27 protein-coding genes are annotated in these 26,761 nt (G+C 37.1%); 23 read left to right on the top strand and 4 right to left on the bottom strand.

Annotation, left to right across the window (positions count from 1 at the left end; all coding sequences use genetic code 11):
* Positions 1-194 precede the first annotated feature (194 nt).
* Positions 195-1,619 (top strand): NCS1 family nucleobase:cation symporter-1, encoded by a 1,425-nt coding sequence (locus DM558_RS08780; RefSeq protein ID WP_407644314.1) that lies wholly within the window; start codon positions 195-197, stop codon positions 1,617-1,619.
* Positions 1,620-1,687: 68 nt separating this feature from the next.
* On the opposite strand, the gene DM558_RS08775 is transcribed toward DM558_RS08780, so the two are convergent.
* On the bottom strand, positions 1,688-2,974 hold the full coding sequence (locus tag DM558_RS08775; protein ID WP_127163542.1) for a citrate synthase: 1,287 nt from the start codon (positions 2,972-2,974) through the stop codon (positions 1,688-1,690).
* Positions 2,975-3,174: 200 nt separating this feature from the next.
* Between DM558_RS08775 and DM558_RS08770 the strand changes: the two genes are divergently transcribed.
* From DM558_RS08770 to pepN, 3 genes are read left to right on the top strand one after another with little or no spacing between them, the layout of a single operon-like run.
* The gene (locus DM558_RS08770) at positions 3,175-3,432 is read left to right on the top strand and encodes a YeaC family protein (RefSeq protein ID WP_127163540.1); all 258 of its coding nucleotides are present in this window, start codon (positions 3,175-3,177) and stop codon (positions 3,430-3,432) included.
* Positions 3,432-4,280, top strand: a complete 849-nt coding sequence (locus DM558_RS08765) for a DUF2797 domain-containing protein (RefSeq protein ID WP_228411720.1) — start codon at positions 3,432-3,434, stop codon at positions 4,278-4,280. Before DM558_RS08770 ends, DM558_RS08765 begins: the two co-directional genes overlap by 1 nt.
* A 57-nt stretch (positions 4,281-4,337) precedes the next feature.
* Positions 4,338-6,986: an aminopeptidase N gene (pepN, locus tag DM558_RS08760; protein ID WP_127163538.1), complete on the top strand. Its 2,649-nt coding sequence runs from the start codon at positions 4,338-4,340 to the stop codon at positions 6,984-6,986.
* Positions 6,987-7,112: 126 nt separating this feature from the next.
* Here pepN and DM558_RS08755 read toward each other — a convergent pair whose 3' ends face one another.
* Positions 7,113-7,649, bottom strand: coding sequence for a toxin-antitoxin system YwqK family antitoxin (locus DM558_RS08755; protein WP_127163536.1), 537 nt, complete (start codon positions 7,647-7,649; stop codon positions 7,113-7,115).
* Positions 7,650-7,697: 48 nt separating this feature from the next.
* Positions 7,698-8,708, bottom strand: a complete 1,011-nt coding sequence (locus DM558_RS08750) for an AI-2E family transporter (protein WP_127163534.1) — start codon at positions 8,706-8,708, stop codon at positions 7,698-7,700.
* 183 nt (positions 8,709-8,891) lie between these two features.
* On the opposite strand from DM558_RS08750, the gene DM558_RS08745 reads away from it, so the two are divergent.
* The 7 genes from DM558_RS08745 to DM558_RS08715 all read left to right on the top strand — a co-directional run bounded on the left by DM558_RS08745 (position 8,892) and on the right by DM558_RS08715 (position 14,808).
* Positions 8,892-10,169 (top strand): bifunctional O-acetylhomoserine aminocarboxypropyltransferase/cysteine synthase, encoded by a 1,278-nt coding sequence (locus tag DM558_RS08745; RefSeq protein WP_127163532.1) that lies wholly within the window; start codon positions 8,892-8,894, stop codon positions 10,167-10,169.
* A gap of 199 nt (positions 10,170-10,368) precedes the next feature.
* Positions 10,369-10,989, top strand: coding sequence for a C40 family peptidase (locus tag DM558_RS08740; RefSeq protein ID WP_109702079.1), 621 nt, complete (start codon positions 10,369-10,371; stop codon positions 10,987-10,989).
* A 118-nt stretch (positions 10,990-11,107) separates the two neighbouring features.
* The gene (locus tag DM558_RS08735) at positions 11,108-11,596 is read left to right on the top strand and encodes a C40 family peptidase (protein WP_127163530.1); all 489 of its coding nucleotides are present in this window, start codon (positions 11,108-11,110) and stop codon (positions 11,594-11,596) included.
* A 55-nt stretch (positions 11,597-11,651) separates the two neighbouring features.
* Positions 11,652-12,974 (top strand): COG3014 family protein, encoded by a 1,323-nt coding sequence (locus DM558_RS08730; protein ID WP_127163529.1) that lies wholly within the window; start codon positions 11,652-11,654, stop codon positions 12,972-12,974.
* A 53-nt stretch (positions 12,975-13,027) separates the two neighbouring features.
* A complete protein-coding gene (locus DM558_RS08725; protein ID WP_109702082.1) occupies positions 13,028-13,390 on the top strand; it encodes a YcfL family protein in 363 nt (120 codons plus the stop codon).
* Between the two features lie 28 nt (positions 13,391-13,418).
* Positions 13,419-14,012: a penicillin-binding protein activator LpoB gene (gene lpoB, locus DM558_RS08720; protein WP_109702083.1), complete on the top strand. Its 594-nt coding sequence runs from the start codon at positions 13,419-13,421 to the stop codon at positions 14,010-14,012.
* A 10-nt stretch (positions 14,013-14,022) separates the two neighbouring features.
* Positions 14,023-14,808 (top strand): penicillin-binding protein activator LpoB, encoded by a 786-nt coding sequence (locus DM558_RS08715; RefSeq protein ID WP_177412506.1) that lies wholly within the window; start codon positions 14,023-14,025, stop codon positions 14,806-14,808.
* Between the two features lie 43 nt (positions 14,809-14,851).
* On the opposite strand, the gene ygfZ is transcribed toward DM558_RS08715, so the two are convergent.
* Positions 14,852-15,793: a CAF17-like 4Fe-4S cluster assembly/insertion protein YgfZ gene (gene ygfZ / locus DM558_RS08710; protein ID WP_127163527.1), complete on the bottom strand. Its 942-nt coding sequence runs from the start codon at positions 15,791-15,793 to the stop codon at positions 14,852-14,854.
* Between the two features lie 155 nt (positions 15,794-15,948).
* On the opposite strand from ygfZ, the gene DM558_RS08705 reads away from it, so the two are divergent.
* From DM558_RS08705 to accB, 12 genes are all read left to right on the top strand, one after another.
* Positions 15,949-16,206, top strand: a complete 258-nt coding sequence (locus DM558_RS08705) for an FAD assembly factor SdhE (protein WP_127163525.1) — start codon at positions 15,949-15,951, stop codon at positions 16,204-16,206.
* Complete coding sequence (locus DM558_RS08700; RefSeq protein WP_127163523.1) at positions 16,190-16,627, top strand: protein YgfX; 438 nt, start codon at positions 16,190-16,192, stop codon at positions 16,625-16,627. Before DM558_RS08705 ends, DM558_RS08700 begins: the two co-directional genes overlap by 17 nt.
* A 135-nt stretch (positions 16,628-16,762) precedes the next feature.
* Positions 16,763-17,341, top strand: a complete 579-nt coding sequence (gene rpoE, locus DM558_RS08695) for an RNA polymerase sigma factor RpoE (RefSeq protein WP_109702088.1) — start codon at positions 16,763-16,765, stop codon at positions 17,339-17,341.
* 36 nt (positions 17,342-17,377) lie between these two features.
* Positions 17,378-17,884, top strand: a complete 507-nt coding sequence (locus DM558_RS15950; RefSeq protein ID WP_323368253.1) for a sigma-E factor negative regulatory protein — start codon at positions 17,378-17,380, stop codon at positions 17,882-17,884.
* Between the two features lie 89 nt (positions 17,885-17,973).
* Complete coding sequence (locus DM558_RS08685) at positions 17,974-18,936, top strand: MucB/RseB C-terminal domain-containing protein (protein ID WP_127163522.1); 963 nt, start codon at positions 17,974-17,976, stop codon at positions 18,934-18,936.
* Positions 18,937-19,130: 194 nt separating this feature from the next.
* Positions 19,131-20,930, top strand: a complete 1,800-nt coding sequence (lepA, locus tag DM558_RS08680) for a translation elongation factor 4 (RefSeq protein WP_127163520.1) — start codon at positions 19,131-19,133, stop codon at positions 20,928-20,930.
* Between the two features lie 191 nt (positions 20,931-21,121).
* A complete protein-coding gene (gene lepB, locus DM558_RS08675; protein ID WP_127164850.1) occupies positions 21,122-22,114 on the top strand; it encodes a signal peptidase I in 993 nt (330 codons plus the stop codon).
* A gap of 6 nt (positions 22,115-22,120) precedes the next feature.
* Positions 22,121-22,813 carry a ribonuclease III gene (gene rnc / locus DM558_RS08670; protein WP_109702092.1) on the top strand — a complete coding sequence of 231 codons (693 nt, stop codon included), beginning with the start codon at positions 22,121-22,123 and terminating at the stop codon, positions 22,811-22,813.
* The gene (gene era, locus DM558_RS08665) at positions 22,810-23,706 is read left to right on the top strand and encodes a GTPase Era (RefSeq protein ID WP_109702093.1); all 897 of its coding nucleotides are present in this window, start codon (positions 22,810-22,812) and stop codon (positions 23,704-23,706) included. The genes rnc and era overlap by 4 nt, the downstream gene beginning before the upstream one ends.
* Positions 23,707-23,811: 105 nt before the next feature.
* A complete protein-coding gene (dsbD, locus tag DM558_RS08660) occupies positions 23,812-25,641 on the top strand; it encodes a protein-disulfide reductase DsbD (protein WP_127163518.1) in 1,830 nt (609 codons plus the stop codon).
* Positions 25,642-25,836: 195 nt separating this feature from the next.
* Positions 25,837-26,283 (top strand): type II 3-dehydroquinate dehydratase, encoded by a 447-nt coding sequence (aroQ, locus tag DM558_RS08655; protein ID WP_127163516.1) that lies wholly within the window; start codon positions 25,837-25,839, stop codon positions 26,281-26,283.
* A 17-nt stretch (positions 26,284-26,300) separates the two neighbouring features.
* A complete protein-coding gene (accB, locus tag DM558_RS08650; RefSeq protein WP_127163514.1) occupies positions 26,301-26,756 on the top strand; it encodes an acetyl-CoA carboxylase biotin carboxyl carrier protein in 456 nt (151 codons plus the stop codon).
* The last annotated feature ends 5 nt before the right edge of the window (positions 26,757-26,761 follow it).

The raw sequence follows: 26,761 nt of genomic DNA, 5'->3' as shown, positions 1-26,761 counted from the left end.
ATTTGTTAGGATAAAAAAGAGTTAAATGCTATTTATTATCCTTATTTGTTATTGAAAAATTATTTTTAATAAAACTTTTAATATTAAAAAAAATATTTTTAGTTTATTATTTTCGGTTTAATGAATAGTTACAAATTTAGAGCTAAGAAATTTTATAACATGAGGTTGAATTATTAATTATGTCTGAGCAGCACATGACACCTAATGACAAACGTTCTTATAGTCCACGGCTTTATAATGCAGACTTAGCACCTGCTCAAAACAAAAACTGGACATGGTATAATATGTTTAGTTTTTGGATGTCAGACGTGCATAGTGTTGGTGGTTATATTGTCGCTGCTAGCCTTTTTGCCTTTGGATTAGCAGGTTGGCAAGTATTGCTTTGCCTTCTCATTGGCATTTGTATTGTGCTGTTTTTCGCTAATTTAATGGCAAAGCCTTGTCAGGAGTCTGGTGTTCCTGTCGCAGTATTATGTCGTCAGGCCTTTGGCGTATTTGGTGCGAATATTCCAGCAGTTACACGAGGTCTTATTGCTGTTGCTTGGTATGGTATTCAAACTTATTTAGCCTCTCATGGATTAATGATTGTTTTACTTAAATTTTTTCCTGAGTTAGGTTATTTAAATGAAATGTCATGGTTGGGATTATCTGGTTTAGGTTGGTTTTGCTTTGTTGCCATGTGGTTCTCTCAAGCAGTTGTTTTTTGGTATGGCATGGAGACTATAAAACGGTTTATTGATTTTGCGGGACCTGCCGTTTATGTTGTTATGTTTTTATTGGCGGGGTGGATTGTGTATCAAGTCGGCCCTTCTAATATTTCTTTTACATTAAGTGATAAAGTGCTATCAATGGGCGAACAGTTCTGGTTTATGCTGATGGCCATTGCGTTAGTTGTTTCTTACTTTTCGGGTCCTTTGCTCAATTATGGCGACTTCACACGTTATATGAAAAGTATGGACGAGCTTAAAAAGGGAAATTTTTGGGGATTACCTATTAACTTTCTATTATTCTCTGTGATCACGGTAGTTATTGTATCGGGTACTGTTCCTTTATTTGGTGAGATGATTAAAGACCCTTTAGAAACCGTTTCAAGAATGGGTAATGGCTTAGTGATAGCTATCGGTGTTTTAACTATTGTTATTGCAACGATAGGCATTAATATTGTGGCTAACTTTGTATCACCTGCTTTTGATTTCTCTAATTGCTCGCCACAGCGAATAAGCTTTAGAACAGGTGGCTTAATTGCGGCCGTTGGTTCTGTATTAGTAACCCCTTGGAATTTATTTAACTCACCAGAGATTATTCACTATACACTGGATGTCCTTGCGGCGGTAATTGGCCCTTTATTTGGTATTTTATTAGTACAACATTACTTCATCAGCAAAGGGAAAATTAATATTGATGCCCTTTTTAGTGATCAACCGGGGCAGCCCTATTGGTATAGAGGTGGTTTTAATCCAAGAGCGATTATTGCTTTAATTCTTTCTGTGGTTGTGGGAGTTGCTATCATTCTTATTCCTCACTTGAAAGAGTTGGCTAACTTTAGCTGGTTTATTGGTGTGTTTGTTGGTAGTGCGCTTTACTACTTTTTGGCTAAAGATTCAAAAGTAGATGGTTAGCTGATGATAATAGGCCATTACTTATAAAAAAAGCCTGCATTTAGCAGGCTTTTTTATTTGCGTTTAAGTTATTTACGTAGGTTAACAGGTATGTAATCGCGTTCTGTATGGCCTGTATACAGCTGGCGAGGACGGCTGATTTTGTAAGGTTCAGATAGCATTTCTTTCCAGTGTGCAATCCAGCCAACTGTTCTCGAGATGGCAAAAATAACGGTAAACATACTGGTTGGAATACCAATAGCTTTTAAGATAATACCTGAGTAGAAGTCTACGTTTGGATAAAGGTTACGTTCAACAAAGTAAGGATCATTACGTGCAATTTCTTCAAGTTTCATTGCAAGTTCTAACTGAGGATCATTAATACCGAGTTCATTAAGCACTTCATCACACGCTTTTTTGAGTACTTTAGCGCGGGGATCAAAGTTTTTATAAACGCGGTGCCCAAAGCCCATTAGTTTAAAAGGATCATTTTTATCTTTAGCTTTGGCTAAGAATTTTTCAATGTTTTTTACATCACCAATTTCTTCAAGCATAGAAAGAACGGCTTCGTTAGCGCCACCGTGTGCAGGTCCCCATAATGCAGCAATTCCCGAAGCAATACATGCAAAAGGATTGGCCCCCGTAGACCCTGCTAAGCGAACGGTTGAAGTAGAGGCATTTTGCTCATGATCTGCATGAAGAATAAATATTTTATCCATCGCTTTGGCTAAAATAGGATTAACTTCGGTTTTTTCACAAGGTGTACTAAACATCATGTGTAAAAAATTAGCGGCATAATCAAGCTTGTTATCAGGATAAATGATGGGTTGACCGACGGAATATTTATAAGCCATTGCCGCAATAGTTGGCATTTTCGACACTAAGCGATTAGAGGCAATTTCACGGTGAGTCGCGTTATTGATGTCCAATGAGTCATGATAAAACGCTGAAAATGCTCCGACAAATCCGCACATAACAGCCATCGGATGAGCATCACGTCGAAAGCCATTTAAGAAGCTTTTCATTTGTTCATGAACCATGGTGTGGTTATGAATAATATCTTCATACTTTTTCTTTTGCTCAGCGTTAGGTAGTTCGCCATTTAATAGAAGATAGCAAACTTCAAGGTATTCAGAATGTTCAGCTAATTGTTCAATAGGATAACCACGGTAAAGTAAAATACCCTTATCGCCATCAATATAGGTAATTTTTGATTCACATGAAGCAGTTGACATAAAACCAGGGTCATACGTATAGTGATTAACTGATGCAAGACTTCTAACGTCTACTACTTTAGCGCCTAGTGTGCCATTAATGATAGGTAGGTCAAGGTTTGAACCGTCTTCAAAGGTCAGCGTAGCTTTGTGGTCAGCCATAATATCTCCTTGTCGTTTAATTTTTATTATTAAACTTTAGTTTTTGATTATTAGAGGTTTTAGCGTTTTAATATATTTTTGTTTAAATCATTATAAAATAAAAGTTTTAAAATACTATATTATATTTGTTAAAATTGCATGCTCATAATAGACTAATAAATAATATAATGATTCAAAATATAACGTAGGTACTATTTTTTATGACATCCTATGCACAAATGATTGAAAAAATCACTCCGGAGATCTATCAAAATTTAAAGCAGTCTGTTGAGTTGGGTAAATGGCCTAACGGTCTTGCACTCACAAAAGAGCAGAAAGAAAACTGCTTACAGGCGATTATTGCATGGGAAACAAAAAACTTGCCTAAAGAGCAACACACAGGATTTATTGATAGTGCAGGTTGTAAATCGAATAATCATAACGATGAGCAGATCATTAAAAGTAAGACGATAGATTGATGCCTTATACTGACCCAGTCACTGGGATATTACAAAAAATGCAAGTTGCTCCATTAAGCGCTGATAATAAAACAGTTTATTATCATTTATGTGTTGGTGTGCAAAAAATATTATTGAATGACTGTTTAGGTAAAACTATAAGAATTCAGTTCGAAGGGGATATTGTTTGCCAAGGGTGTGACGCTACAACGTCTAAAAGCTATGGGCAGGGGTATTGTTACCATTGTTTTAAAACATTACCTCAATGTGATCTTTGTATAGTGAGTCCAGAAAAGTGTCACTATTTAGATGGGACTTGTCGTGATAGTGCTTGGGGTGAAGCCTTTTGCATGACAGACCATATTGTTTATTTAGCAAACTCTTCTGGCTTAAAAGTTGGGATTACCCGAGCGAGTCAAATCCCTACCCGTTGGATCGATCAAGGGGCAGTACAAGCAATACCTATGTTTAGGGTTGCAACGCGCCAACAATCAGGTTTAATTGAAGATTCTTTAAAAGCGTTTGTGGCAGACAAAACTAATTGGCGTACCTTATTACAAGGTGATGCTCCTCCTCTTGATTTAGTTACTGAACGTAATCGATTGTTATCTAATACTTATAAAATAGTGGCTAAACTACAGGCGTTATTTGGTATTCAGGCGATACAGCCTATAGAAACTGAATTAGTTACAGAATTATGCTACCCAGTTGAACGATATCCAACTAAAATAATCAGCCACAATTTAGATAAACAATTATTGGTGGAAGGTAAGTTAGAGGGGATAAAAGGGCAATACTTACTGTTAGATACAGGTGCTATCAATATACGTAAGTATACGGCTTATCATGTCAGTGTTTCTATACAATAGATAGAAAACTAATTGTAAAAAATTAAATTATTCACGTAATTGTGAGGGAATTTCTTAATGAGTAACTCGGTTAAAACTATTTATTTAAAAGATTATCAAGCACCAGACTATTTAATTGATGAAACACATTTAAAGTTTGAATTGTTTGAAAACTTTACAATGGTTCATGCTGAGTTACATATTCGTCGTAACCCAGACAAACAGTCTGATGAATTACCCGAGCTTGTGTTGGATGGGCAAGAGTTAGAGCTTTTGACTGTGGTAATGGATAATGTAGTTATTAATAGTAATAGCTACACAGTGGATGATAAGAGCCTAACATTACAACCTAATAAAAATAGTTTTATTTTAAAGACTACAGTACGTATTCACCCTGAGACGAATACGGCATTAGAAGGCCTGTATAAATCTAATACTATGTTTTGTACGCAGTGCGAAGCAGAAGGGTTTAGGAAAATCACGTATTACTTAGATCGTCCTGATGTGATGAGTAAGTTCACGACTACCATTGAGGCTGACCAACAAAGCTATCCTATTTTATTATCTAATGGTAATCAGATTGCAAGTGGACAAGAGGATGATCGTCATTGGGCTACGTGGCAAGATCCGTTTAAGAAGCCTGCTTATTTATTTGCCCTTGTCGCAGGCGATTTATGGTGTGTTGAAGACAGTTTTACAACCATGAATCAACGCAAAGTAGATTTACGTATTTACGTTGAGCCCGAAAATATTAATAAAGTAAACCATGCAATGACGAGCCTAAAAAACTCTATGCGTTGGGATGAAGAAGTGTACGGTAGGGAGTACGACCTTGATATTTTTATGATTGTTGCGGTCAGCGATTTCAACATGGGGGCGATGGAGAACAAAGGGCTAAATATCTTCAATACCAGTTGTGTATTAGCGCGCCCAGAAACAGCAACCGACATGGCGCATCAACGAGTAGAAGGTGTGGTGGCGCACGAGTACTTTCATAACTGGTCAGGTAATCGTGTGACTTGCCGCGATTGGTTCCAGTTATCGCTCAAAGAAGGCTTTACGGTATTTAGAGACAGTGAGTTTACAGCAGATATGAATTCACGTACGGTGAAACGCATAGAAGATGTAGCTTTTTTACGTACGCATCAGTTTGCTGAAGATGCAGGGCCAATGGCACATCCTATTCGCCCTGATGCTTATATGGAAATCTCTAACTTCTATACTGTGACTATTTATGAAAAGGGTGCAGAAATTATACGTATGCTGCACACTTTGCTTGGGAAAGAAGGGTTTAGAAAAGGAACAGATTTATATTTTGAGCGCCACGATGGTCAGGCGGTTACTTGTGATGATTTTGTAAAAGCCTTGGCTGATGCGAATGCTATTGACTTAACCCAGTTTAAACGTTGGTATAGCCAAGCAGGCACACCACAACTTGAAGTATTGGAAAGTTATGATTCGGCTACTAAACAATACCATTTAACCTTTAAGCAATTTTGCCCACCCACACCTAATCAAGAGGAAAAACAGCCTTTTGTTATTCCTGTTAAGATGGGGTTATTAAATAAACAAGGTCAAGATTTACCTTTGCAGTTAGTCGGTGAAGGTACATTAGTTGGTGATGTAATATTGATTACGGAAGCAGAGCAAACTTTTACCTTTGCTAATGTAGGTGAAAAGCCTGTTCCCTCGTTATTAAGAGATTTTTCTGCTCCAGTTAAATTGAAATTTGCCTACAGTAAAGATGATTTATTATTTTTAATGCAGCACGATAATGATGGTTTCAACCGTTGGGATGCTAGCCAGCGTTTAGCTATTGAGGCTATTCAACAGCAGGTAGTGAATTATCAAGCGGGCAATCCAATGGTATTGGATAGTGGTTTAGAAAAAGCCTATGCTTCTTTATTAGCCGACAGCTCATTAGACCAAGCGATGGTGGCAGAAATGCTATCATTGCCTGCTGAAAACTACTTAGTAGAAATTAGTGAGGTGGCTGACCCTGATGCTATTCATGCTGCTCGCCAATTTATCCGTCAGCAGTTAGCTAATAATTTAAAAGGTCAGTTCTTAACTCATTATCAAGCTAATAGAGCAGTTTCTCAGCAAGAAGCCTATCGAGCAACAGCTGATCATATTGCACGCCGTAGTTTACAAAATATGGCTTTATCATATTTGATGTTAACAGATGATCCTCAGGTGTTAACATTGTGTTTAGATCAGTTCAAACACAGTGATAATATGACAGAACAGTTAGCGGCTTTAACTAACTTAGTTAACTCACCATATGAATCTGAAAAACAACAAGCTTTGGTTGATTTTTATGAGCAATTTGCAAATGATCCTTTAGTGATTGATCAATGGTTTGCAGTACAAGCAAATAGTCAAGCAGGGGATAGTTTAGCGCGTGTTGTTGAATTAATGAAACATGAGGCTTTTACGATTAAGAATCCTAATAAAGTACGTTCATTAATTGGTGCGTTTGCTAATAATAATTTGACAGGGTTTCATCAGAAGACAGGAGCAGGGTATCAGTTTTTAGCTGATCAAGTGTTGGCGTTAAATACGATGAATCCACAAATTGCTTCTCGTTTACTTACTCCGTTGACCCGTTGGAGAAAGTATGATGAAGAACGTCAACAACTTATGAAAGCTGAATTAGAACGTATTATGGCTGCCGATAAGTTGTCGAGTGATGTGTATGAAGTGGTTAATAAAAGTTTAGTTTAACTATTGGATTTCTGGGCCCATATTGCTTGTTTATATGGGCTTTTTATTTTATTTGATGCATTAATTACGTTCATTAAAATATTATAAATAGCCGTCTTAATTTATTTTTTTAGTGTTTTATCTATCTTATTCGTAGTAGTGATGATCAATGGTTTTGATGAGTCGGTCTTCTTTATATTGTTTTGTGCTATATATTTTATCTTCTAAGTAATAGCGCCAAAAACCTATCTTTTTTCCATGATCGTATTGCCCAGCTATATCGACTTTGCCATTGTCATCGTACAAGATATAACTGCCCTGAATAGATGGCTTATGCTGTTTGGGGGAATCATTGTAAAATTGTGAACGGATTACATCTTCAATATTGATTAGGTTATAAGCAGAAGTATAAGGCGTATTTTTAGGGTATTTTTTATAGAAAAAAGGGGCCCCAATATCAATATAAAATTCTTGTACTTTATAGTAACCTTCTGGCGTTACTCCAAGAAAGCGTCGTTCAATATTTGCAGTGTATTTATTACGAGGAGTTATTGTTTTAGTGGCAACCACTTGTCCTACTTTCCAGTCAGCAGACATTGCTTGTAATAGTAATAGCTGTTGATCTGTTTGAGCATACAGGCTACTAGAACATAAATAAATCAAAATAAGAATAAATCGTTTCACTTGTTTAATATCATCTACATAATTAACTCATAAATGAGGGGAGTATGATTAAACCAGTTTTTCAGCGCGTAGTTCACTTTTTAGATAAGCATAATAAATAGGGGCGGCGATAACGCCGGCCAACCCAAAAGCAGCCTCAAATACGAGCATGGCCAGTAGTAGCTCCCATGCTCGTGCACGAATCTGCCCACCCACAATTCGGGCATTTAGAAAGTATTCTAGCTTGTGAATGAGGATTAAGTAGACCAGTACGCAACTTGCCACCCAGAATGAAACGGAAAGGGCCACAATAAAAATAACAGTATTAGAAATTAGATTACCGATGACAGGAATTAGCCCAACAAAGAATGTAACTAAGATTAGCGTTTTGACGAGGGGTAGATGTTCGCCAAAAATATGCGGCACAATCAATAAGAAAGCTGCTGTAAAAAAAGTGTTTAGCATTGATATTTTAATTTGTGCAAACACGATGTCGTGAAATGATTTAGCTAAACGATTAACCCTTGTAAATAAGCGGGCAGCTAAAGGCTTTAATGTATTAGGATTAGGGGAAGGCTGCAATGCGATGATAGCGCCTAATATCATGCCAATTAAAACGGTGACAAATAAGTGGGCGGCGCCTTTACCAAAAGTTCTTAATTCCTCTAGATGTCCCATAATGAACTGACTAATATTTCTTTTAATATCTTCAGCTGTAGCAGGAAGAAATTGATCAATATTTTCCGGTAATTGGTTTCGAGCTTTTTCAATAATTAACAATAGCTTTTTTAACAGTTGTTCGGGGTGATTAGCTTCATGCATTAAAAAAGAAAAAGTACTCATAAAAGCAAAACTTAAACCTGTAATAACAATAATCGTCAGTAGGCCAACTGCTAGAATACGGGCAACTCTACTTTCAATACGTTGCTTGAAAATATTGGTAAGTGAGACAATGATTTCATAAGTCAAAAGCCCTGCAATTAAACAAGGAAGAAGTTTTAAAGGCAATATAAGCAATAGGCTTAGCCCAACAATGATGACACTAGCTAAGTTAATAGACAATAAGCGAGCATTGTTCATAAAAAGTTATTTACCTTTAAAAAATAGTTAAGCACAGATAAGGTATTATTATCTAGAAAATAAAATAATAATGATAGATTATACGTTGAGTTTATTTATTTCTTAACATTATTTTATTCACTTTCATCCATGTTGCTGTAATAATGAAGGTTATTAAGGTTATTTTACATAGGGATTAATACCATGAAGTTTGAAACGTTAGCCGTTCACGCGGGTTATAAGCCTGATCCTACAACGCATGCAGTTGCCGTACCGATTTATCAAACAACTTCTTATGCTTTTGATGATACACAGCATGGCGCTGATTTATTTAATCTAGCGGTGCCGGGTAATATTTATACGCGTATTACTAACCCTACCAACGCCGTATTGGAAGAACGGGTGACTGCATTAGAAGGTGGTGTCGGTGGGTTAGCTTTAGCTTCAGGCATGGCTGCTATTACAGCAGCTATTCAAACTATCGCAGAGGCTGGGGACAATATTGTCTCAGTTGCTAAGCTTTATGGTGGTACTTACAACCTATTAGCGCATACATTGCCACGTTTTGGCGTAGAAACACGTTTTGCCCCTCATGATGACTTTAAAGCATTGGAAGGGTTGATTGATGCACGCACTAAGTTAGTTTATTGTGAAACGATCAGTAATCCATCAGGAAATATTGTTGATATTGAAGCCTTAGCAACTATTGCCCATCGCCACGGTATTCCGTTGATGATTGATAATACAGTGGCCAGCCCTGTACTTTGTCGTCCATTTGAGCATGGTGCAGATATTGTGGTGCACTCGTTAACCAAATATATTGGAGGGCATGGTACCAGTTTGGGTGGGATGGTAGTTGATTCTGGCAAGTTCCCTTGGCATCAGTATCCAGAACGCTTTTCTATGTTAATTAATCCTGATCCTTCTTATCATGGGGTAAGTTACACAGAAACTTTTGCAGAAGCAGCTTATATAGCTCGTTGCCGTGTTATTCCTTTGCGTAATATGGGGGCTGCGCTTTCGCCATTTAATGCTTTTCAATTACTGCAAGGTGTTGAAACCCTCCCACTAAGAATGGAACGCCATTGTGAGAATGCATTAAAGGTTGCAAAGTTTTTAGAGCAACACCCGCAAGTAGGTTGGGTTAAATATGCTGGCTTAGAAAACAATCCAGAATATTCTTTAGCCAAGAAATACATGAATGGAACCCCTGCAGCTATTTTATCATTTGGTATTAAAGGTGGTTTTGAGGCGGGTGCAAAATTTATTGATGCATTAAAACTTGTATTGCGTTTAGTTAATATTGGGGATACTCGTTCATTAGCGTGTCACCCTGCATCGACAACACATCGTCAACTAAGTGAAGATGAATTGACGCGAGCTGGGGTAAGCCAAGATATGATTCGCCTTTCTGTGGGGATTGAGCATATTGATGATATTTTAGCTGATTTAACGCAGGCTCTCGCTGCAACAAAAAACTAGTCGAATAAGGAGATCTGTATCTCCTTATTTTTATTTAAATTCTTCGCTTTTAATATTGTTTCGTAACAAATTCCTGAACTAAAAACTTTGCATTATGCGAAGTTTGGGTATAATGATTGCCATTTTAAATTCATTGGTTTAGCATTGTCAGCTGCTCTCATTTGATTCAAAGAGTTGTTGTTGTAGGGGCTTGAGTGAAATGAAGAAGTTATTTCTATTATGTGTTTGTTTGGGTTTGGCGAGTTGTTCGAGTAAACCTCCACCGCCATCTTATGTTACATATCCTACGCCAAGCTCACCGTTTGACGTATCACTTAATCGTGAGCTTTTTTATGAGCAAGGTAATGTAATAAATACGTCATTATTTGGCGTTAAGCAAGTGTTTTACGGATCTGAAAGTGATGTGAATCTGGCTAAAAAGCCCAGTAACTCACCTGTTATTAATAATATTATTTCTCATGCGTATAGCTTAGTAGGTAAGCCTTATCGTTATGGTAGTGAGTCTTTGACGAAAGGATTTGATTGTAGCGGTTTTGTCGGTTATCTGTATGGTAAAGAAGCCGGGATTGAGCTACCCAGATCGACACGCCAAATGATAAGGATCGACGCACCCAAGGTTGTGTCAAAAAGTAAATTAAAACCCGGTGATGTTTTATTTTTTGCCACAGGTAAAAGGGGGCAAGTGAGTCATACGGGAATTTACATCGGTAATAAGTTTTTTGTTCATGCTGCCAATAGTCGTAAAGGTGTCCGTATTGATAGTTTAAATAGCGGTTATTGGAGTGCTAAGTTTTTAGAAGCTAAGCGCATAATCGAGTAGTTGGACAAAATAAAACTAAAATACTCCATATAAAATAGCTAGTTAGGCTTTTGTATTGGCGTATGATATTATAGGTATAGTTTTTACTGAAAGAATGAACGATGTAGGGGCATGCTATATGCTAAAAAGGTTTTTATTATTGATTGTTTTTTTTGGACTATCAGCGTGTTCCACTAATAACCATATAAAAACACCTAAGAATCCTACGACCGCAAGCTTTCCAGCTTCTGCTGATGAAGTATCTATCAGCGCAATGAGTTTAATAGGTACTCCTTATACATGGGGAGGGAATACACCTGATTCTGGTTTTGACTGTAGTGGGCTTATTGTCTATGTCTATAAAGGGGCTGGCGTTAAGTTGCCACGTACAACTCAAGCAATGAGTAGTCTGACAAAACCAACAGTAAATAAAAAGAGTTTGAAAACCGGAGATTTGATCTTCTTTGCTACCAGTGGTGGGCGTAAAGTTTCCCATGCTGGTATTTATGTAGGGAATGGCCGATTTGTTCATGCACCTAGTTCTGGTGGTGTTGTACGTTTAAATAATTTAAATGAAAGTTATTGGAGTAAAACTTTTTTGTTAGGCAAACGTATTATTCAGAATTAATCGTTTATAATAGCGCATCTATTAAAAGATATAGGCATAGATTAAGTGAGCTAGCATGGTAAGGCGTAATAGTTATGTGTTTTTAATACTGTTGTTTTTAGCCAGTTGTGCTACGTTCCGTAATTATAATCAAGAGCTAGACGCTGTTATTGAACAAGTTAATACAGGTAATATTGATGGAGCAATCAATACCCTAGACAACAATAATAAAGATAATAAAGATTTATTGTTTTTCTTTGAAAAAGGCGAGTTGCTACGCTTGAAAGCTGACTTACCGGCGAGCCAGTCAGTTTGGATGAATGCTAACCAACAAATTCAAGCGTGGGAAGATCAAGTTAAAATTAATCCAGCCCAGTATGTTAATAATGTCATGGCCTTTATAGTTAATGACAAAGTGATGCGTTATGATGGCCATGACTATGAAAAAGTTATGTTAACAACGCAGATGGCATTAAATTTTTTAGCCATGGATGATTGGGCTTCGGCCCGTGTTGCTATTACTCAAACCCATGAGCGTGAGGCACTGATAAAACAAGTACATGATTTATTGTACTCGAAAGAAGAAGACTTGGCCTCTGAAAAAGGTATTAACACAAAATTTCAAGATTTAAATGGTTATCCTATAGAGACACTGAATACACCCAGTGTGGTCAATTTAAAAAATAGCTACCAAAATGCGTTTAGCCATTATTTAGCAGGTTTTATTTATGAGGCATTAGGTGAGCGTAGTTTAGCTGCTCCAGGATATCGTAATGCTATTGAATTGCGACCTAATATCCCAGTGTTAGAGGATGGATTAAAAAACTTAACCTCTAATATTGATCGCCCTGCTAATCAAAGCGATGTCTTAGTAGTTGTAGAATCTGGCTTTGCCCCACGAAGAAAAGCCTTTAATTTGACGTTACCGATTCCTACGAATGATGGCATTATTCAAATTTCTATTTCATTGCCTGTAATTGAAGATGTTGGTTATACACAGCCATTTAGTAATATTATGATTAATGGGCGTAATTATCCATTGACCGAGATTACTAGCATTAATGCAATGGCTCGTAAAGCATTGCGTGATGAGTTACCAATGATTATTTTACGGACGGTGAGCCGAGCCACAATTCGCGCAGTAACACAGCAGCAGCTTAATAAGGAAGTTAGCCCTTGGGCAGGCTTAGCCGTGGGGGTTGCTGGTATGTTTTTGGAGCAACCAGACTTAAGAACTTGGCGTACATTGCCAGACAGCATTTCTATTGCCCGCTTGACCTTGCCGAAAGGGGCGCAAACCATCACTTTGCCAAACGGCGAGCAGTTTAATGTAATGATTAGTAATAGTTATCATGTATTTCAGTTTAGACAAACAGGAAATAAAGTTTATAGACCTTGATAGTCCTGTTATACTCTATATATAAACGGTTGTTTAATTGAAGGAAAAGAAAGATGCGTTCACAATTAAAATTAGTTGGTTTGTTTTTGATGGCCTTGTTGACGATAGTGGGCTGTTCTAATAACAAGCATCCTAACTTGGTTGAAATGGGCAAGGTTAAAAATATTGAAGTGATGGAGGCTCAAAAATCCAGACAAAATGGGTTCTTAGTGATTAAAGTAGCCGTTGAAAATACTTCCAGCTCTAATCAAAATATTAATTACCGTTTTCAATGGCTAGATGATCAAGGGTTTCCTGTCGGAAATGAAGAAAATTGGAAAAGTAAATTGATTTATGGTAAACAAAAAACATTTATCAATAGTATTGCCCCTATGATGGAAGCAACTGATTTCCGTATTGAAATTCAAGAGCCATAATTGTTATATGTTTTTATGAGGTATGTGTATGTTTAAACTACGTAGTATTTCTTTCTTAGCTGCTGCATTAATAGTGGCAGGTTGTGCTGATAACTCACCAATGGTTAGGGGTGAGAGAGATGTGAGTTATGGTGACCCTAATGCAGTAGAAGTCGTTAATACCGATTTTGGTTCAACCGATTTACAAACGATTGCTACTGACATGGCGCGTTCTCTTGCTCAATCGGGTGTATTACGTGGGCGTCCAGTGATACAAGTGTATGATGTACAAAATAAAACAGATCAGTACATTGATACACGTAATATTACTGACTCAATTAAATCACAGTTAATGAAGTCGGGTGTAGCGCGCTTTGCGAGTGATAATACACGTATGCAAAGCCAGGTTGATCAACTTAAACTACAAAATGACAGTGGTTTATATAAAGAGTCAACAGTTGCAAAAACCGGTAATATGATTGCAGCTAAATATCGTTTAGAAGGAACTATTACAACTATTAGCAAGAAGTCAAAAAAGATTAAAGATGTTTATTATAAATTTACATTAGAGTTATTTGATGTAGAATCAGGCTTGTCTGAGTGGATGGATGAAAAAGAAATCCGTAAAACAGAAAATCGATGAGTAAATGATTATGAAACTATTAACAGGATTATTGATGGCTACTTTATCCTTTGGCGTATTAGCTCAAGAGGCAAAGCCTAAGGTTGCTGTAACGGATTTAGCATATGAGCAACAGGTAAAGGACTATATTAATGTTGTTGACTCTAATAATAATACTAATGTTAATTCTCATAATGGAAATACGATCGGTAATTATTCAGATAATTCAAACTCGAAGTATAATAAAGTTGAAGGTACGTATACCTATATTGAGCAGCGTGAGCTACATAAATTTGTTGGCGATATAAAGGGTGATTTAAGAAAAACAGGGCTAGTTGATTTGATTCAAGGACGTCCTTATTCTGGTGACCCTGAGCTTGAAAACATTAATGATATTATTGCGCGTATTGAAAAGGGTGATTTTAAAGGTGCTGACTATGTGTTGTTTGGCCGTATATCGGATATTCAATTCAATAATAATGTGATGAATATTCAGCATACAAACACCTATTCAAAATCTTTATCGTTAAATGTAGTTGCTGAGTTTAGCCTGATTAATGCAAGTACCTATGAAATTAAAGCTGCTTTTACCGCGATGGGTGAAGCTAAAGACCTCAAGTTGGTTAATAGTCTAGATAAACAAGTTACTTTAAATCGAGCTAAGTTAGTTTCTAGTGTTTCACAAGCATTGGGTAAAGATGTTACTAATCAGGTAGTTGAGCAATTAACAGGCCAAACACCTGCTGAAGAGTATAATCCACCTGTTCGTCATAATGTTCCTGCCGATATAGCGCCAACGGTGATTAGACGACCATAATAGTTGTGAGGTAATAAAAAAGGCCATTTTATGGCCTTTTTTATTAATGTTTTATTTCTTCGTCGTAGTTAATTGTGTAAGGTAATGGCAGGGATTGCAGTAATGAATCAGGCTTTCCTTCTAGCCAAAGATCAGCAATAGCCGCGTCATCTCTTACAACAGCTAATAATTCTATTTTATTGTCACTTGTTATAGCAGATAGCACAACTTCACCTACACTGGTTGGGTGTACATTAGAATACAGCGCAGTACCTTTACAAGGTAACTCTTTAAGGTCGGTAGTAAAACGATAAAGGTGTTGCTTTAACTTACCTAAATACTGCATACGAGCAACAATTTCTTGTCCAATATAACAACCTTTTTTAAAGCTTACACCACCTAATGATTGTAAATTAATCATTTGAGGTACAAATTTCTCTGTTGTTTCTAAAAAAACTTGGCCAATTCCCGCTTGTATTTGTCCTAGTAACCAATTGTTTAAAGGTTGTTCGACCATGTTTTTCTGAAACACCTCTAAAACCTGTTGCAATCGATTACTCTGTATCCAAAGTTCAAAGCGATTTTCACTAATTTTAATAAGTAGTTGCTGTTCTTTGCGTGAAACTTGATTAGTTTCTTCTGGAATAGTCATGTTTAAAAAAGACAGCGTGTGAAGTGAGGCCTCTAAGCCTATGCGAGACCAATATTGATTAGCTTCTTCGAACACAACTTTAGAAAAGATGGCATATTTTTTAAACTCATTGAGTTGTTTATCAAATAGGTTTCTGTCGAGTACCAATAAATAATGGTTAGTTTCTACCTCTAAGACTCTAAAGCTTGAAATCATGCGTCCTTTAGATGTACAACAAGCGGCTAAGCTAGCGTTGTCAGGTGAAAGATAATCAAGATTACATGTCAACTGGCCTTGTAAAAACTTTTTGCTATCTACTCCTTTAATAGAGATAATACATTCATGGGGTAATAGACAGAAAAAGGCGTTTAGCATAAATCGATTCCACTCATTGATAAAGTATAATGATGATAAAGTATAGCACTGATTATATAGTTAACGATGTGTTATTTATATGAGGAGCTATATCTTGTTGGCTATTTTATTTCATAAAAAGTGTATAATAATGGTTTAAAAAGGTTTTATTTATTATGTCTGATAATGAATTAGAATTAAAAAAATTGTATTGGCAGTGTCGTAGGGGGATGTTAGAACTTGATGTACTTTTATCTCCTTTTGTTCAAGAGGTTTACCCAAGCTTAAGTCTAGAAGATCAAGCTAGCTTTAAGAAGTTATTAACGTGTGAAGATCAAGATTTATTTGGTTGGTTTATGCAACGTGAAGAACCAGGGGATGCAGACCTCAAAAGAATTGTTAAGATAATTCTAGACCGTGTTCAACCGTCATAATACGTTATTTGAGTGTCGTTGGAGTTTCTCAACGTATTTATTGATTATCTTTTTGATGTTATATAGTATTTCTTTGTTGGTTGTTATGCACTTATCTTGGAATATTGGGTGGAAGGTATTGTTTATAATACTGTTCACTTGCCACTCAATGACCGTATCGGTTAAGTCTGTATTATTTAAAATGTCCTCATCTTTTACAGCACTGCGTAGCATTTCAAATAATTGGTTTATTTATAGCTCAACAAAACAATGGCAGCCTATTAAGCTGCTAACTTCTCATTGTGTTGTTTTATCGTGGGTGGTTATTTTACAGTTTAGGGTAGAGGAAAGTAAGCGTATTAAGACGCTTTGTTTATTGGCAGATAATATGCCTATGAATGATTTTCGACGTTTAAAAGTTTATTTACGCTACGGGGGATAGCGATGGTTTTGGTAAATTTATAAAGAAATATTGTTATATTTCATATGGTAATTGAACTTTTTTTAAATGGCATCTTCTAATTAATAATTATAGATTAAGTGGATGCATTGATATCTCAGTTAATGAGGATTATGCATGTTAGCCCAAGAGCAAGATCAACAACTCGTTGAGAGGATACAGCAGGGTGATAAAAAAGCATTTGATATGCTAGTGTTGAAATATCAGCATAAGATCTATAGTTTAGTTTTGCGCTTTGTTCATGATATGCATGAGGCACAAGATGTTACACAAGAGGCTTTTATCAAAGCATATCGTGCGATTAGTAGCTTTCGTGGTGAAAGTGCTTTTTATACTTGGTTATATCGTATTGCAATTAATACAGCAAAGAATTATTTAGTTGCAAAAGGCCGCAGGCCACCAGATACAGATGTGGATGCAGGGGATGTTGAGATATATTTTGCTGGCAGTAATTTTAAAGACATTGATACCCCTGAGAACAATTTATTGAGAGATGAAGTCGAACAGGTTGTTCATAAAACAGTGAGTTTATTGCCAGAAGATTTACGTGTTGCACTTACTTTACGTGAAACAGATGGTTTGAGTTATGAAGATATTGCAGAAGTTATGCATTGCCCTGTTGGGACTGTAAGATCTAGGATTTTTAGAGCAAGGGAAGTTGTCGATAAGGCACTTCAACCGCTATTAGAGAATTAAACGTTATAGGCTATATGAGTATTTTAAAAAGGTATCATGATGAGTAATGAAAAAATAAAGAGTTCATTATCAGCAATGATGGATAATGCGGCTGATGAGTTAGAGATTCGTCGTGTATTAACTAGTACGGATGAAGAGTTATTAGCTACATGGTCTCGTTATCAAATAGCCCGTTCTGTAATGCATAAAGAACCTGTTTTCCCTAAACTTGATATTGTTTCTGCTGTGTCAGAAGCTATTGCAAAAGAAGTTGATGAGGCTAAGCCAAAAACGCCTATTTTGGGACGAAATGTTGGAAAGTTTGCAGTGGCGGCATCAATTTTAGTAGTTACGTTATCTTCAGTTTATTTTTTTGGTGATGACTCCACTTCAGATAGAGCAAACAGGGTCTATGTAAGTAGCGATGATTCTCTTAATGCAATGGATGTGGCTTTAGCCGATCCACAAGTAGATAAAAAAATAACTGAGCTTTTAGAAAAGCATGAAAGGCAAGGGCTTGTTGTCGAAGAAGAAAAGGCTTTAATACCACAAAGTAAGCAATAATCTATATTCTGCATTGATATAATGAAGCCTAGTAAGTAATTACGGGCTTTATTTTTTATAGTACTTTAACGTAAAGGGGAATTTGTAGTGTGAGGGATTTTAAACAGTTAACTCTAACCCCTGCAATAAGAAACTTGAAGTTATGTCTTATTGTTTTTTTTGTGACAAGTTCTTTTACATTTGCCAATGACGAATTTGATGCTCAGTATTATATAAAGCGCATTATTAGTGCGAAAAATACTTATCCCTACAGTGGCGTTTTTAATTATGAGCGGCCTGACTATAAAAGTGAAGTTTATGTTCATCAACAACTGAATGACGATGGTGAAGTACATCATTGGGTGAGAGAAAAGGGTAGGGACGAAGGTTTTCTAAAAGTTAATGGTAAGGTTAGTTGTGTTACAAAAGCTTATAATAATCGGTTCCGTGCTAATACCGTTTTACAAACAATTGATGAAAATAAACTAGAGAATATTCTTCACTATTACGATGTAACGCTTTCTAAGGATGAATCAACAACCGCTGGTTTATCAACGCATGAGTTAATATTTAAGCCGAAAGAAAAGGAACGCTATATATATAAGTTGGTTTTTGATAAAAAAACATTTGTACCGCTACAATTTGTTTTCTTAGACCAGAACCAAACGCTTTTAGAACAAGGGGCCTTTTCGCAATTTACTTATTTAGCAGGTAAGGAGGAAGTTAAACCGTTAAATAACTGCCTACGAGTGGCACAAAGGCAAACAGATAGTGAAAAAACAAACTGGACAATAGGGTGGATTCCTAAAGGCTTCATGTTTGTTTATAGTGCTCATGAAAAAGAGGGGCATGATCACTTAGTCTATGGTGATGGTGTTGTTTCTTTCTCGATTTTTATTGAACCATTAACTAATGATGCATTGGTCAATATAAAAAAACATTCAGGTGCAACAACACTAATTTCTCGTAAAGTTATTGGCGCAAATAAACTTCCCTACTTGGTTATTGCTGTGGGAGAAATCCCTTCCTCTACAGCGCTTCGTATCGCATCATCAGTGCAGTATGATCAATGAGTAATCTGTAGGATCGCAGAATAAAAAGTACGAAAAGTAGGATAGTGGCTAGTGTGTAGAATCGATATAGGTTACACTTAGCCGCTATTTTTTAGTCAACTATTACAGTAGCGTTTTGTAAAATGATAAAACAACGAGCTTGTAATAAACTAAGTTATACTATTCTGATTAATCTATTTCTTGAGTAAGAGTCTGTGAGTGATTTAAAGCATATTCGTAATTTTTCTATTATTGCCCATATTGATCATGGTAAATCAACCTTAGCAGATCGATTTATTCAAGTGTGCGGCGGCTTAGCTGATCGCGAAATGGAGGAGCAGGTTCTAGACTCTATGGATTTAGAGCGCGAGCGTGGTATTACGATCAAAGCACACAGTGTGACGCTCTATTATCAAGCCAAAGATGGCAATAAATACCAATTAAATTTTATTGATACACCAGGGCATGTGGATTTTACTTATGAAGTGAGTCGATCATTAGCCGCCTGCGAAGGTGCATTATTAGTGGTTGATGCTGCTCAAGGTGTGGAAGCGCAGTCTGTAGCGAACTGCTACACTGCTATTGAGCAAGGGCTAGAAGTTATGCCCGTATTAAATAAAATTGACCTTCCACAAGCAGAGCCTGAACGTGTCAAAGAAGAAATAGAAAACGTCATTGGGATTGATGCGACGGATGCTGTTGTTTGCAGCGCTAAAAGTGGTTTAGGTATCGATGATGTATTAGAAAGATTAGTTAAATCAATTCCACCTCCAGAAGGTGAAATTGAGGCGCCGCTGCAAGCACTAATTATTGACTCATGGTTTGATAATTACTTAGGTGTGGTTTCTCTGGTTCGTGTCAAAAATGGCTCGATTAAAAAGGGTGATAAAATTCTTGTCAAATCAACAGGAAAAACACATTTAGTAGATAGCGTGGGTGTATTTACTCCAAAGCATACCGCGACGGAGTCATTAAAAGCGGGTGAAGTAGGCTTTGTGATTGCTAGTATTAAAGACATTCATGGAGCACCTGTAGGTGATACTTTAACCTTATCCAATACACCTGATGTAGCTGTTTTACCTGGCTTTAAAAAAGTTAAACCACAAGTGTATGCGGGATTATTCCCCGTGAGTTCAGATGATTTTGAAGATTTTCGCGAAGCTTTACAAAAGCTTACTCTAAATGATGCGGCATTAGAGTACGAACCTGAAAGCTCGGATGCCTTGGGCTTTGGTTTCCGTATAGGGTTCTTGGGTATGCTTCATATGGAGATTATTCAGGAGCGTTTAGAGCGCGAATATGATTTGGATCTTATTACAACAGCGCCTACGGTAGTTTTTGAAGTGGTAATGAGTAGTGGTGAAGTTATTTATGTAGATAACCCCTCAAAACTACCTGATCCCTCGATGGTTGATGAGATGCGCGAGCCCATAGTACGCGCTAATATTTTAGTTCCTCAAGATCACTTGGGAAATGTGATTACCTTGTGTATTGAAAAACGTGGCGTCCAGCGAGATATGCAGTTTTTGGGTAGCCAAGTACAAGTTAGCTATGATTTACCGATGAATGAGGTGGTGTTGGATTTCTTTGACCGCTTAAAATCGGTTAGTCGTGGCTATGCTTCTCTAGATTATAGTTTTGACCGTTTCCAAGCAGCTAACTTGGTAAAACTTGATGTACTAATTAATGGTGAAAAAGTTGATGCTTTAGCGCTGATTGTTCACCGAGATCGTGCAGCGCAAAAAGGCCGTGCATTAACAGAAAAAATGAAGGAACTTATCCCAAGGCAAATGTTTGATGTTGCTATTCAGGCTGCTTTGGGTGGACAGATCATTGCAAGAACTACTGTAAAGGCATTGCGCAAGAATGTATTAGCTAAATGTTATGGTGGTGATGCAAGCCGTAAGAAAAAACTCTTAGAGAAACAAAAAGCAGGTAAAAAGCGAATGAAGCAAGTGGGCAGTGTTGAGATCCCACAAGAGGCATTTTTAGCTGTACTAAAAGTAGATAGCTAAGGAATTAAGAAATGAATTTATTTGTTATATTTGGTGTTCTCGCCGTCATTGCTATTATTGTGATGGTGTTGGACAAATTTGTATTACAGATCAGTGAAAATAGCCAACAAAATAATACAAAGCCACCTGCTTATATTGAGTTAACTTACTCATGGGGGCCTTTAGTTATCATGGTGTTTAGTGTGCTATTAATGGTCAGCTATTTTAATTTTACGCTGATTTTAACGTTGGCTACACTCATCTCATTGATTGTGGTCGTTATTAATCGTTTGTTTTTTTTGGCTAAACGTAAGGAAGCAGTTAAAACTTATAAAGAAAGTGTTGAAGCGCCTGATGAAAGAGTGGTTAAAGAGTTATCACAAGGGTCTGCTGTATTAGAGTTTATTCGTTCTATATTTCCTGTGCTATTAGTTGTTTTTGTATTGCGATCTTTCTTAGTTGAACCTTTTCAGATCCCTTCTGGTTCTATGCTACCTACCTTAAAGGTTGGTGATTTTATCTTAGTGAATAAGTTCACTTATGGCATACGTTTACCTGTGATTAATAAAGTCATAATTCCTATTGGTCAGCCAAAACGTGGTGATGTGGCTGTTTTTCATTATCCTCCCAATCCTGATGTCGACTATATTAAACGCGTTATTGGTGTGCCAGGTGATCGTATCCAATATAAAGATAAGCGCCTATACATCAATGGTCAGCTAATTGGCGAAACATTTGATGATACTGTTAAAACTATAGAAAAAGTTAAGCTTCGTAATGAGATTTCAGGTTCTGAAGAGCAACGGGATATTGCTGTTGATTATAAGCTTTATACAGAAGATTTAGATGGCGTTTCACATGCGATCTATAAGATGCCTTCGCGCAATAGTATTTCTTCTAAGCCAGATCAAGAATGGATTGTGCCAGAAGGATATTATTTTATGATGGGCGATAACCGTGATAATTCGTTGGACAGTCGTTTCTGGATAAGAGACTATGCAGTACAACGGGGCTATATTGCTAAAGATGCACCGCTAAGTGATTGCTGGGCAAATAAAGCTTGTAGCGACTTATTACTTGATGACAAAATGTATATGGTTCCTGCGGATAATATCGTGGGTAAAGCCTTTATGGTTTGGATGCATTGGCCTGATCCTAAATTAAGCCATTTACCCTCTTTTTCTAATGATCGACTTATAAAATAGTATTACATGTCTACAAATGAGCAAGCATTAAAGACCCTAGCGACGAAGCTAGGGCATTCATTTACTGATTCAGAGTTAATGCTATTAGCATTAACTCATCGGAGTTTTTCGAGTAAAAATAACGAACGATTAGAGTTTCTAGGTGATGCAATCCTAAACTTTGCGGCAGGAGAGGCGCTGTTTGAGCGTTTCCCACAAGCAAAAGAAGGGCAGTTATCACGCTTGAGATCAAAGCTTGTAAAAGGTGAGACGTTAGCTATCATTGCACGTCATTTTGGCTTAGGCGATTATTTACGTTTAGGTTCAGGTGAGTTAAAAAGTGGTGGTTTTCGACGAGATTCTATCTTGGCGGATACCGTAGAAGCACTTATTGGTGCTATCTATTTAGATGCCGGGATGGAAAAAGCCAAAGAGCGTGTACTTGTTTGGCTTGAAGATGAGTTTAAGAATCTTACTTTGGTTGACACCAACAAAGATCCTAAAACACGTTTACAAGAGTTCCTTCAGTCGCGTAATGCAGAGTTACCGAAATACGAGGTTACTAATATTGAGGGTGAACCGCATGAGCGTACCTTTTATATTGAGTGTTATCTTGAAATTATTGATAAAAAAACACGTGGCAAAGGGAGTAGCCGACGTATTGCAGAACAACAAGCCGCTGGTCGTGCGCTTGAACTATTAGAGAGTAAAAAAGTATGACAGAGCAAGTACAGCGTTGTGGCTATGTGGCTATTGTAGGACGCCCTAATGTGGGTAAATCGACACTGCTTAATCATATTTTAGGTCAAAAGCTAGCAATTACGTCACGCAAGCCCCAAACAACACGTCATACTATGTTAGGGATCAAAACAGAAGGTGATAATCAAGCTGTTTATGTGGATACACCAGGGCTTCATAAAGAAAACGAAAAAGCGCTGAATCGTTACATGAATAAAACAGCAACTAATGCATTACGTGATGTCGATGTGGTCGTTTTTGTGGTTGATCGTAACCGTTGGACTGAAGAAGACGAACTAGTGCTTGATAAAGTTAAGCTAAGTAAAGAACCGGTCATTGTGGCCGTTAATAAAATAGACCGTTTGGAAGATAAAAAAGAGCTTTTACCCCATCTAGAGTGGTTACATGCACAACTTCCTGATGCGCAAATTGTACCTATTTCTTCGTTACATTCTCAAAATCTAGAAACATTAGAGAAGTTAATTAATCAATGCTTACCTGAAGGTGAACACTTTTATCCTGAGGATCAATTGACTGACCGCTCTAGTCGTTTTTTAGCCGCTGAAATTGTGAGAGAAAAAATAACACGTCAGCTTGGTGCTGAGCTACCCTATCAAGTCAATGTGGAAGTAGAGCAGTTTAAGCAACAGGGTGCTGTCCTACATATTCATGCTCTCATTTTAGTTGAACGAGATGGACAGAAGAAAATCCTTATTGGTGATAAGGGGGAGCGTATAAAACGTATTGGGCAAGAGGCCAGAATTGATATGGAAACTTTATTTGATTCTAAAGTGATGCTTAATTTATGGGTAAAAGTTAAGCGTGGCTGGTCAGATGATGAACGTGCAATGCGCTCTTTAGGCTATTTAGATTAATTACAAAAATAATAGTTCGTCATACTTTTAAACATAAAGATAAACAAAACTAAATCAGTTTTGTTTATTATGATTTGTTTATGTTTCACTTACTAGATTTTACAAATGAAAAGATTATTAACGTTATTATTAGTTATTTTTATGGTTCCAGCATTTGCTGACAGTTTTTTACAATCAGCTCCTACGGATAGCGTATTTGGTGGGGCAAATGCTACACAAATGGATTTTTTACCATCAGAGCAAGCTTTTCATTTGGAAAAGAAAAAGGTTGATGAACAAGGCGTTCATTTACAATATATTATTGCTGATGGTTATTACCTTTATAAAAACCGTTTTTCTTTTAAAACAGACAACCCGCAAGTAGTTATTGGTGAACTCAAGTTACCCAAGGGAAAGATTAAACAAGATGAGTCCTTCGGGGAAATAGAAGCTTATCACGCAGTTTTAGACATTGTTGTGCCTGTGAATAATCCAAAAGGACAGGGCTTTAACCTCGAGGTTAACTATCAAGGTTGCGCAGAAAAAGGGCTTTGTTACCCAATGGAAACTGCAAATATTAATGTTGATGGCATTATTTCGACAGTGAAAGTAGCAGCAGATACACATGACACAGTTACTCCTCCACCTATTACTAGTGAAAAATCTATTAACCAAGATCGTACAGTGATTTCTTGGACAACTTTATTGTATTATTTTGGGTTTGGTTTATTGCTTAGTTTAACGCCTTGTGTTTTTCCAATGCTACCCATCTTGGCTGGTATCGTGTTGCGAGGGCAAGTTCGCAGAGTAAGAGCAATTTTCTTGGCTTTAGTTTATATCGTTAGTATGGCATTAACCTATGCTGTATTTGGTGTGTTGGTTGGGCTTTTCGGTGCGGAACTTGGATTGCAATCACGTTTACAATCACCTTGGGTATTAATTCCCTTTGCGATTTTCTTTACTATTTTTGCATTAGCGATGTTTGGTGTATTTGAACTTAGGTTGCCATCATTTATTACTCAAGCATTAGATAAGGCTACTGATAAAGCCCATGGTGGTTCAGTTCTGGGTGCTGCCGTGTTAGGTGTTTGTTCTAGCCTTGTGGTTTCTCCCTGTGTGAGTGCCCCTTTTGCAGGTATTTTATTGCACATTAGTACAACGGGTGATGCAGTAGGTGGGGGGATTAGTTTATTTACGCTTGGGTTAGGTATGGGTGTTCCCTTGTTTGTAATTGCAGCTGGTGGTAGCATGCTTTTACCAAAAGCAGGCATGTGGATGGTGGTGGTGCGTAATGTTATTGGTGTAATGCTTCTTGCCGTTGCTATTTATCTTTTATCACGTGTTATCCTTGGTTATATTGCATTGGCTTTATGGGGATGTTTAGCCGCGGGTATTGCTGTTTTTATAGGTACTTTCGACTTCTCTCAGACGAAGAATAAACCTCAAAAATGTGCTCAGCTTATTGGGCTATTCTTGATTGTTTATGCTATCGCAGCGTGGGTTGGCTCTTTTCAAGGAAAAACAGACCCTTTGCAGCCATTGTATATTGATTCGGTAGTAACTTCCTCAGGAGTAACGCAGTCATTGAGTTGGCAAGTGGCTAATAATCAGCAAGAATTAAATCATCTATTAGAGCAAGCTCAAGCACAAGATAAGCTAGCTGTGGTTGACTGGACTGCTGACTGGTGTATTGCTTGTGTAAAGATGGAGCATGAAGTCTTTCAACAAGTTGATATAATCAATGCATTATCTGATTATCAGTTGATCCGCATTGATTTATCTAATACAACCTCTTTGCATCGTCAGTTACAAAATGCATATAAAGTATTTGGTCCTCCTACTATTTTATTCTTTGATAAAGAGGGAAAAGAGTTATCTTCTTTACGTATAGTGGGCGAAATATCAAAAAAAGAGTTTTTAAGCCATTTGTCCCAAGTAAGTCGGTATAATCAGTAAACTATTGTTGATATTCACCGATCTTATCAATTTTATTAATAAATACTAAAAAAAGTAGTGCGGCTTGTAAATAAATACGTTAAAATGCGACGAATTTCGGTTATTCTGTTTGTATCTTCAAGAACTAGAGCATTGAAGTAGCAGATGAACCGTTGGATTACGCCTTGTGATAATAGATAGAATAAAGGGATAGCCGTGGCTTCTTTTTTACTTTTACATGGACCTAATATAAATTTATTGGGTACTCGAGAACCTAGTGTGTATGGTTATACGACACTGGCTCAAATTAATACAGAATTACAGGCTTATGCTCATGAGCATGGTCATCAATTGTCTTATTTACAGAGCAATGCAGAGTATGAATTAATAGACCGTATTCATGCTGCTCGTGATGAGGCGATTGACTTTATTATTATTAATCCAGCAGCATTCACGCATACGAGTGTTGCTATCAGGGATGCAATATTGGGGGTTGATATCCCTTTTATAGAGGTTCATTTAAGTAATGTGCATAAACGTGAACCTTTTCGTCACCATTCTTATTTTTCAGATGTGGCTGTAGGAGTTATCTGCGGGCTCGGTGCCCGAGGTTATCTCTTTGCTTTGCAATCAGCCATTGAACAAGTTAAACAACATAAATAACCAGAGAGTTAAATATAATGGATATACGTAAAGTTAAGAAATTAATCGAATTATTAGAAGAATCAGGTATTGATGAATTAGAGATTCATGAAAATGAAGAATCTGTTCGTATTAGTCGTAATATGAATAGAGGTGCTCAACAATATATTGCAGCACCCGTTCAAGCTGCCCCAGTAGCTCCTGCCCCTGTTAGCGTTTCTCCAGTTGCGCCAGAGGTTGCACCTTCTCAATCACTCAAAGGAACTGTTGTTCGTTCTCCAATGGTGGGAACATTTTATCGTTCACCATCACCTACAGCACCAAAGTTTGTAGAAGTTGGTCAAACTGTTAAGAAAGGCGATGTTCTTTGTATTGTTGAAGCAATGAAGATGATGAATCATATTGAATCAGAAGTGAGTGGTGTTATTGACTCAATTCTTGTTGAAAATGGTGAGCCTGTAGAATACGATCAACCACTATTTACAATCGTTTAATAGGT

This window comes from Entomomonas moraniae, from assembly GCF_003991975.1.
GTDB classification, from domain to species: domain Bacteria; phylum Pseudomonadota; class Gammaproteobacteria; order Pseudomonadales; family Pseudomonadaceae; genus Entomomonas; species Entomomonas moraniae.
The sequence above is the reverse complement of the archived record's forward strand: the minus strand, read 5'-3'. Positions and strand labels throughout refer to the sequence as shown.

Excerpts from the sequence above, each read along its gene's own strand:
- DM558_RS08780 (WP_407644314.1), top strand. The coding sequence starts at position 195 with ATGACACCTAATGACAAACGTTCTTATAGTCCACGGCTTTATAATGCA.
- DM558_RS08775 (WP_127163542.1), bottom strand. The coding sequence starts at position 2,974 with ATGGCTGACCACAAAGCTACGCTGACCTTTGAAGACGGTTCAAACCTT.
- DM558_RS08770 (WP_127163540.1), top strand. The coding sequence starts at position 3,175 with ATGACATCCTATGCACAAATGATTGAAAAAATCACTCCGGAGATCTAT.
- DM558_RS08765 (WP_228411720.1), top strand. The coding sequence starts at position 3,432 with ATGCCTTATACTGACCCAGTCACTGGGATATTACAAAAAATGCAAGTT.
- pepN (WP_127163538.1), top strand. The coding sequence starts at position 4,338 with ATGAGTAACTCGGTTAAAACTATTTATTTAAAAGATTATCAAGCACCA.
- DM558_RS08750 (WP_127163534.1), bottom strand. The coding sequence starts at position 8,708 with ATGAACAATGCTCGCTTATTGTCTATTAACTTAGCTAGTGTCATCATT.
- DM558_RS08745 (WP_127163532.1), top strand. The coding sequence starts at position 8,892 with ATGAAGTTTGAAACGTTAGCCGTTCACGCGGGTTATAAGCCTGATCCT.
- DM558_RS08740 (WP_109702079.1), top strand. The coding sequence starts at position 10,369 with ATGAAGAAGTTATTTCTATTATGTGTTTGTTTGGGTTTGGCGAGTTGT.
- DM558_RS08735 (WP_127163530.1), top strand. The coding sequence starts at position 11,108 with ATGCTAAAAAGGTTTTTATTATTGATTGTTTTTTTTGGACTATCAGCG.
- DM558_RS08730 (WP_127163529.1), top strand. The coding sequence starts at position 11,652 with ATGGTAAGGCGTAATAGTTATGTGTTTTTAATACTGTTGTTTTTAGCC.
- DM558_RS08725 (WP_109702082.1), top strand. The coding sequence starts at position 13,028 with ATGCGTTCACAATTAAAATTAGTTGGTTTGTTTTTGATGGCCTTGTTG.
- lpoB (WP_109702083.1), top strand. The coding sequence starts at position 13,419 with ATGTTTAAACTACGTAGTATTTCTTTCTTAGCTGCTGCATTAATAGTG.
- DM558_RS08715 (WP_177412506.1), top strand. The coding sequence starts at position 14,023 with ATGAAACTATTAACAGGATTATTGATGGCTACTTTATCCTTTGGCGTA.
- ygfZ (WP_127163527.1), bottom strand. The coding sequence starts at position 15,793 with ATGCTAAACGCCTTTTTCTGTCTATTACCCCATGAATGTATTATCTCT.
- DM558_RS08705 (WP_127163525.1), top strand. The coding sequence starts at position 15,949 with ATGTCTGATAATGAATTAGAATTAAAAAAATTGTATTGGCAGTGTCGT.
- rpoE (WP_109702088.1), top strand. The coding sequence starts at position 16,763 with ATGTTAGCCCAAGAGCAAGATCAACAACTCGTTGAGAGGATACAGCAG.
- DM558_RS15950 (WP_323368253.1), top strand. The coding sequence starts at position 17,378 with ATGATGAGTAATGAAAAAATAAAGAGTTCATTATCAGCAATGATGGAT.
- lepB (WP_127164850.1), top strand. The coding sequence starts at position 21,122 with ATGGTCAGCTATTTTAATTTTACGCTGATTTTAACGTTGGCTACACTC.
- rnc (WP_109702092.1), top strand. The coding sequence starts at position 22,121 with ATGTCTACAAATGAGCAAGCATTAAAGACCCTAGCGACGAAGCTAGGG.
- era (WP_109702093.1), top strand. The coding sequence starts at position 22,810 with ATGACAGAGCAAGTACAGCGTTGTGGCTATGTGGCTATTGTAGGACGC.
- dsbD (WP_127163518.1), top strand. The coding sequence starts at position 23,812 with ATGAAAAGATTATTAACGTTATTATTAGTTATTTTTATGGTTCCAGCA.
- accB (WP_127163514.1), top strand. The coding sequence starts at position 26,301 with ATGGATATACGTAAAGTTAAGAAATTAATCGAATTATTAGAAGAATCA.